This is a genomic window from Streptomyces sp. NPDC046876 (assembly GCF_040645035.1).
In the GTDB taxonomy this organism is placed as follows: domain Bacteria; phylum Actinomycetota; class Actinomycetes; order Streptomycetales; family Streptomycetaceae; genus Streptomyces.
Genome location: NZ_JBEYXK010000001.1, coordinates 369534 through 376029 on the forward strand (window position 1 = coordinate 369534; position 6496 = coordinate 376029).

The 6496-nt window shown below is 74.4% G+C and carries 5 protein-coding genes; 2 read left to right on the plus strand and 3 right to left on the minus strand.

Features of this window, described 5'->3' with window-relative positions; translation table 11 throughout:
- Positions 1-229: 229 nt before the first annotated feature.
- Entirely contained in the window at positions 230-1318 is a 1089-nt protein-coding gene (locus ABZ924_RS01705; RefSeq protein WP_361902306.1) for an aminotransferase class V-fold PLP-dependent enzyme, read from the minus strand.
- 66 nt (positions 1319-1384) lie between these two features.
- On the opposite strand from ABZ924_RS01705, the gene ABZ924_RS01710 reads away from it, so the two are divergent.
- Positions 1385-2473, plus strand: a complete 1089-nt coding sequence (locus ABZ924_RS01710) for an amidohydrolase family protein (RefSeq protein WP_361902308.1) — start codon at positions 1385-1387, stop codon at positions 2471-2473.
- A gap of 222 nt (positions 2474-2695) precedes the next feature.
- On the opposite strand, the gene ABZ924_RS01715 is transcribed toward ABZ924_RS01710, so the two are convergent.
- Positions 2696-3202 carry a hypothetical protein gene (locus ABZ924_RS01715; protein ID WP_361902311.1) on the minus strand — a complete coding sequence of 169 codons (507 nt, stop codon included), beginning with the start codon at positions 3200-3202 and terminating at the stop codon, positions 2696-2698.
- Positions 3203-3977: 775 nt separating this feature from the next.
- Here ABZ924_RS01715 and ABZ924_RS01720 point away from each other — a divergent pair.
- Positions 3978-4910, plus strand: a complete 933-nt coding sequence (locus tag ABZ924_RS01720) for an SCO1860 family LAETG-anchored protein (protein WP_361902314.1) — start codon at positions 3978-3980, stop codon at positions 4908-4910.
- A 45-nt stretch (positions 4911-4955) separates the two neighbouring features.
- Here ABZ924_RS01720 and ABZ924_RS01725 read toward each other — a convergent pair whose 3' ends face one another.
- Positions 4956-6188, minus strand: coding sequence for a CapA family protein (locus tag ABZ924_RS01725; RefSeq protein ID WP_361902317.1), 1233 nt, complete (start codon positions 6186-6188; stop codon positions 4956-4958).
- Between the last annotated feature and the right edge of the window lie 308 nt (positions 6189-6496).

Below are 6496 nucleotides of genomic sequence, written 5' to 3' on the forward strand. Positions count from 1 at the left end.
GCCCGGTGTGCCAGGGAGCGGCCCGGTGCACCCGGCCCCAGTGCGCCCGGCCCCGGCACACCCGGCCCGGTGGCACCCGGGCCCGGTGTGCCAAGGCCCGGCCCGCCGGAGGGCGAAGCCGCGGCCGGGCGGGGGGCGCCGGGCGGGTCGGCCCGGCACATCGACGTCCCCGGCTACCGCGAGGTCGCCGCCTTCGACGACGCGCCGGGCCGGCCCGCCCGGCGGACCCTCAGGCGCGTTGCAGGGACGACTGCCAGGCCGATTCCGCCGCGGCGACGGCCTCTGCCGGGTCCGCCGACAGGGCCGCGGCCAAGGCCGTCAGGGCGGAGCGGACCGCGGCCGGCGAGGCGTCCGGGCCGTAGTGGTTGACCCGGACCATCTCCCCGGCCAGCGCGCCGCCTCCCGCCGCGAGCGGGGCCGACGGGTCGGCGGCCAGCGCCTTGGCCGCCACCGCCGAGGCCTGCGGCACGCGCAGGGTCGTGGCCACCGGCGCGGCCTCGGCGGCCCGCCCCACGTACGGGGCCAGGCCCAGCGCCGCCGCGCCCGCCCGGGTCGCCGCCGCGGCGGCCGCGTGCCGGGCCGTCACCGCGTCCAGGCCCTCGGCCGCGATCCGGTCCAGGCAGGCCTCGAGCGCGAGCATCTCCAGCTGCGCCGGGGCGTGCAGCAGCGCCCGGCGCCCGCCGTCGATCCAGCGCTCCTTCCAGTCCAGCAGCGACAGGTACGAGCGGCGCGGCGCGGCCGGGTTCTGCGCGAACCGCTCCCACGCCCGCTCCGAGACCGACACCGCCGAGACCCCGGCCGGGCCGCCCATCGCCTTCTGCGCGCCGATCACGCACAGGTCGACGCCCCACGCGTCCGGGAGCAGCGGCTCCGCGCCCACCGACGCCACCGCGTCCAGCATGAACAGCGCCCCGTGGGCCCGTACGACCTCGCCGATCTCCGCGACCGGGTTCGTGTTGCCGGTCGCCGCCTCCGCGTGCACCAGTGACACGAAGTCGATCTCCCGGTGCTCCTCCAGCGCCCGGGCGACCGCCTCCGCGCCGACCGCGGTGTCGAAGGGCACCGCCAGGTCCACCACGCTCGCCCCGCAGTCGCGCAGCCAGTTGCCGAACGTGGTCCCGTACGGGCCGGTGACGACGTTCAGCGCGGTCGAGCCCGGCCGGGCCCCCGAGCGGATGCACCCCTCCAGCGGCAGCAGCGCCTCGCCCTGGGTGATCACCACGTCCTGCCGGGTCCGCAGCAGGTCCGCGACCCCCTGCTCGATCGACGCGAAGCGCTCCGCGGTGAGCGGCGGAAGGTCCAGCAGGGGGTGGGTCACGGGGGAGCTCTCTCTTGGTCCGGGGCTACCCGGAGAGCCTAGCGAGCGCGCACGTACAGTGCGGGCATGACCGATGACGTGCTGCATGTGAAGGGACGTGTGCTCGTCGGACCCGACGACGTGCGCGACGAGCTCTGGGTGGTCGGCGGCCGGATCTCCTACGAGCGCCCGACCGGCGCCCGTGAGACCACGACCGTGTCCGGCTGGGTCCTGCCCGGCCTGGTCGACGCCCACTGCCACGTGGGGCTGGACGCCCACGGCCCGGTCGACGCCGCGACCGCGGAGCGGCAGGCCCTCACCGACCGCGACGCCGGCACGCTGCTCATCCGCGACGCCGGATCCCCCTCCGACACCCGCTGGATCGACGACCGCGAGGACCTCCCGAAGATCATCCGCGCGGGTCGGCACATCGCCCGTACCCGCCGCTACATCCGCAACTACGCCCACGAGATCGAGCCGGCCGACCTCGTCGCGTACGTGGGGCGCGAGGCGCAGCGCGGCGACGGCTGGGTGAAGCTGGTGGGGGACTGGATCGACCGCGACGCCGGCGACCTGACGGCCTGCTGGCCGCGGGCCGAGGTCGAGGCGGCCATCGCCGAGGCGCACCGGCTGGGCGCCCGCGTCACCGCGCACTGCTTCGCCGAGGACTCGCTGCGCGACCTGGTGGAGGCGGGCATCGACTGCATCGAGCACGCCACCGGGCTGACCGAGGACACCATCCCGCTGTTCGCGGAGCGCGGGGTCGCGATCGTCCCGACGCTGGTGAACATCGCGACGTTCCCGAAGCTCGCGGCGGGCGGCGAGACCAAGTTCCCGCGCTGGTCCGCGCACATGCGCCGGCTGCACGAGCGCCGCTACGACACCGTCCGGGCCGCCTGGGACGCGGGCATCGGCGTGTACGTCGGTACGGATGCGGGCGGCTCGCTGCCGCACGGCCTCGTCGCGGACGAGGTCGCGGAGCTGGTGCGGGCCGGGATCCCGCCGCTGGACGCCCTGTCGGCGACGACCTGGGCGGCGCGGGCGTGGCTGGGAAGGCCCGGTCTGACCGAGGGCGCCCCCGCGGACCTCGTCGTGTACGGCACCGACCCGCGGGCCGACGTACGGGCGCTGGCGCAGCCGCTGCGCGTGGTCGTGAACGGCACGGTCAGGGCATGAGCGGAAGTCGGCTGGGTCACCAGACACGAGGGTGTGTCTCACGCTTGTTCCTTGATCCTTGATCAGGGGGGCCGCAGGCGGGCGGAGGGCGACGTGCCGACCAGCGAACGCCGATGAGCCGGACGCTCCCGGAGAGCCCACCAGGAGGCCGGCCCCGGGCGCTGCTGGGGACGGCCTCCTGGGGCTCAGGCGGGGTCCCCTCGGGGCGCCCGTGACCGGGTGTCAGGCGACGTCGAGCCAGAACTTCTCGTGGTCTCCGCCGATGGCGTTGGTCTGGCAGTTGACGGTGCCGCCGGGGCCGGTTTCGGTGGTGACGCCGCTGCCGGTCACCATGCGCAGGCAGATGCCGGGGAAGGCCTGCGAGGCGAGGGAGACCGAACCGTCGGGCTGGGTGACGAGGAGGAACTTCTCCCAGGGGCCTAGGGTGAACTGACAGTTGACCGTCCCGCCGCCGGCCATGGTGGAGGGGACGCCGCGGCCGTCCATGCGCAGGAACACGTTCGCGGACACCGCCGACTCGAAGGAGAACGAGCCGTCCGGGTTCGGGTGGACCTTGAACGCCGTCAGCGGCCCGGGCCCGTACTGGCAGTTGACCTTCCCGCCACCGTTGTCGGTCAGGGAGGTCACGCCGGCCCCGTCCATCCGCAGGAAGATGTTGTGGAAGAACGTGGACTGGATGCCGATCGGCGTGCCGCCGAGCTTCGCGAGGTCGGCTACTGACAGGGGCATGAGGCTTGTCTCCTTCTGTCCGCACCTGTGGCGGACGGAGTCGGGTCGGCACCGCCGTGACGGCCTGGGCGGCACCCCGCTGCCGGGCTTTCGGAAGGTGTCCGATCCAGTACCGGCTTGTCGTCGGCACAGGGCAGTTGGAGCTGAGGACGGCGCCGGACCTTGCTCCGTCACGCTCCCGCATATGACAGCGATACGTAGCATCCGCGCGGTCACCCGCTGCTGTCGACGGTGCCTGCGGTGCCGACCCCCGGAACCGGCCACGATTCCCAGACGACACAGGTGCCTCACGCCGAGCACCCCGGCCCCAGGACACCTTCGAGGACCACAGCCCCTCAGCCGCCCCGCCGACGGAAGGGATGCACCCGCCGAACGGGGCACCGCCTGCCCGCCGTGGTCAGCCAGGCGGCTGCGGCGCCGACCCGGGGCCCCGGACCCCGCCGGACCGGTGCGGCCGCGAATGGCCGAAACAGCCAACCGTCACGGTTGACGGATCGGATTGACGCGGCGTGACGTGGAGGCGCCGGCGGACGTTGTATCTGTCCGATCGACGCCTGCCACCCGCCCACTTCTGTGGCGAAAAAGAACTCCCGTGCCCCATGGGGCGTCAAGATTCGAACGTGTACATGGAAACCACCCGTTGGAATGAACTCACCTCGGGTGGCTGCACGTTCACTCTCCGTGCGTAAAAAATTCCCCGGGTAACAGGCCGTCGGTGCGCGATGTCCCCCATTGGCTGCGCCACGGCTCCCAACTCCCCGGGGGTTCCACCACCTTGAACCGCAACACCTTCCGCCTGCCCGCAGCCGCCCTGCTCGCCACGGGAGCGGTCGCCCTGCTCACCGCCCCGGCCGCCCACGCCACGGGCCCCGCCGATCCCCCTGCGGCCGGGAGCGAGGGACGCGCCGGCGCCGTCGTCCTGCGCGCCGGACTGGACGTCGGCCTGCTCAACAAGGCCGTCCACCTCCCGCTGACGACCACCCTCAACGAGGTCAGCGCCCCGGCGACGGCCGAGAAGACCGCGCTGACGGTGGCCCTGGACGGGGTCGAGGGCGGGCAGCCGGTGAGCGTGCTGCGCGCCGACGCGGCCACCTCCAAGGCCACCGCCGACCGCAGCCGGGCCGTGGCCGAGGCCAACCTCGCCCACGCCCGGGTGCACGTGCCGGGCCTGCCCGCGCTCTCGCTCATCGAGGTGGAGAAGGTCACCTCCAAGGCCGTGTGCGAGGCCGGCAAGAAGCCGGTCGCCACCTCCAACGTGCTGGGCGCGGTCACCGTCCTCGGCAAGAAGGTCACCCTCTCCGCGGGCGGCCCCACCACGGTCGACGTCCCCAAGGTGGGCCGGGTCAGCCTGGAGCTCTCCGGCACCCGGACCACCTCCACCACGGCCGCGGCGGCCGCGCTCCGGCTGAAGGTGTCCGTGAACCCGCTGGACCTGAACGTGGCCCAGGTCGAGGGCGAGGTCGTCCTCGCGGAGGCGCGCTGCGAGGCCCCGGCCGGCCCGCCCGCGTCCCCGAACCCCGCCGCAGGGTCCGACATCAAGCCGCAGACGGGCGCCTCCGGGACCGGGGCCGTCCTCACCCACGACGGCCCCGGCCTCGCCGAGACCGGCGGCGGTTCGCTCACCCCGTACGTCGCGGGCGGCGCCCTGGCCCTGCTCGGCCTCGGCGGGGGCGCACTCCTCGTGACCCGGCGCGGCCGGGCCTCGTAGCGGCCGGGGTCCGGGGGCGGGTGCCCGGGGCCCAGCGCGGGGGGCTCAGCGCGTGGCGTGCACCAGCCCCTGCTTGTCCGCGCCGCGCGACAGCACGGCCTCCGTGACCTGCTTGTCGACGGCGGCGTACTCGGTCTTCTTGGCGGAGCCGAGCCCGCCGTCCCCGGCCGCGCAGGAGGTGCACACCACGCGGAACGGGGCGCCCCGGTCCGAGAAGGAGGTCAGGTACTCGGCCTTGGTCACCTCCCAGCGGCCCGGGTGCGCCGATGACGGGGTGAAGGTGAACCGCGGGATGGACGACATGTTGCCGCGCAGCTTCTCGGCCTCGTAGAAGCTCGCGATCTGGTCGCCCATGCCGAAGACCACCCACGTGCCGTTGATCTTCTCGTACGGCTGCGGCACGTGGTTGTGCGTACCGATGATGAGGTCGATGTCGGGCAGGCCGTCCGGGCCCCGGGAGGCGGTCAGCGCCTGCGCGAGGTCGCGCTGCTGCTGGTCGGGGGCCGTCTGCCACTCGGTGCCCCAGTGGACGCTCATGACCACCACGTGCGCGCCGGCCGCGCGCGCCGCGCGGGCGTCGGCGATGATCCGGTTCTGGTCGATCAGGTTGACGGACCACGGCTTGCCGGACGGGAGCGGGATGCCGTTCGTGCCGTACGTGTAGTCCAGCTGGGCGACCTTCGCGCCGCCCGCGGAGAGCACGGCCGGCGCCTTGGCCTCGTCGGCGCTGCGGGCCGAGCCGACGTGCTTCAGGCCGACCCGGTCGAGGTGGTCCAGGGTGCGGACCAGCCCGTCGTAGCCGTCGTCCAGCGTGTGGTTCGAGCCGGTCGAGCAGCTGTCGTAGCCGGCGTCCTTCAGGGCGTCGGCCAGCTGGTGCGGGGCCTTGAAGGCCGGGTACCCGGTGTAGGGGCCGCCGGGTCGGCCGTACGGTATCTCGTGGTGGCATATCGCCAGGTCGGCGGCGGCCACCAGGGGCTTGACGCCCGCGAGTATCTTCCGGAAGTCGTGGCTCTGGCCCTCGGCGCCGGCGCCCTTCGCGTCGTCCGCGGCCTGCTGGATGATCGACGGGTACGGGATGGTGTCGCCCGTCGCCAGGAGCGTGAACGGGCGGGCGTCGGCCGGGGCGGCGGGGCTCGCCTTGCCGGGCTTCGGCTTGGCGGCGAGCCGTTGGTCGGTGGTGCCGGTCGTGTGGGCGGTGGGGAGGGCGGCGTAGAGTGCGCCGCCGCCCGCCACCGCCAGGGCCGCTGCGGCCGCGGCTGTCTTGGCGGCTTTCTTCATGGTGGTCCCCCCTGGGTGTGGTGCCGATGGGGGGATCATGGCGGAAGGGGGCGCGCGATGCCATCGGAGGCGAAGCCTCCGCTCGGCCTCGCCGCAGGTCAGCGCCCTGCGGCCGCCCCGCCCGGGCACGGCTCCGGCCGTGCCGGCCGAGCATCCGCTGCGCGGAGCCCTTCCCCCACCCCGCCCCTTCTCCCCCAGCTACCGCTGGGAGGTGCCCCCAGAAACGCCTCAATCGCCGGCGCGGCTCAAAGATTCGGGGGCTCCGCCCCCGGACCCCCGCGCCTCAAACGCCGGCGGGGCTGGAATTG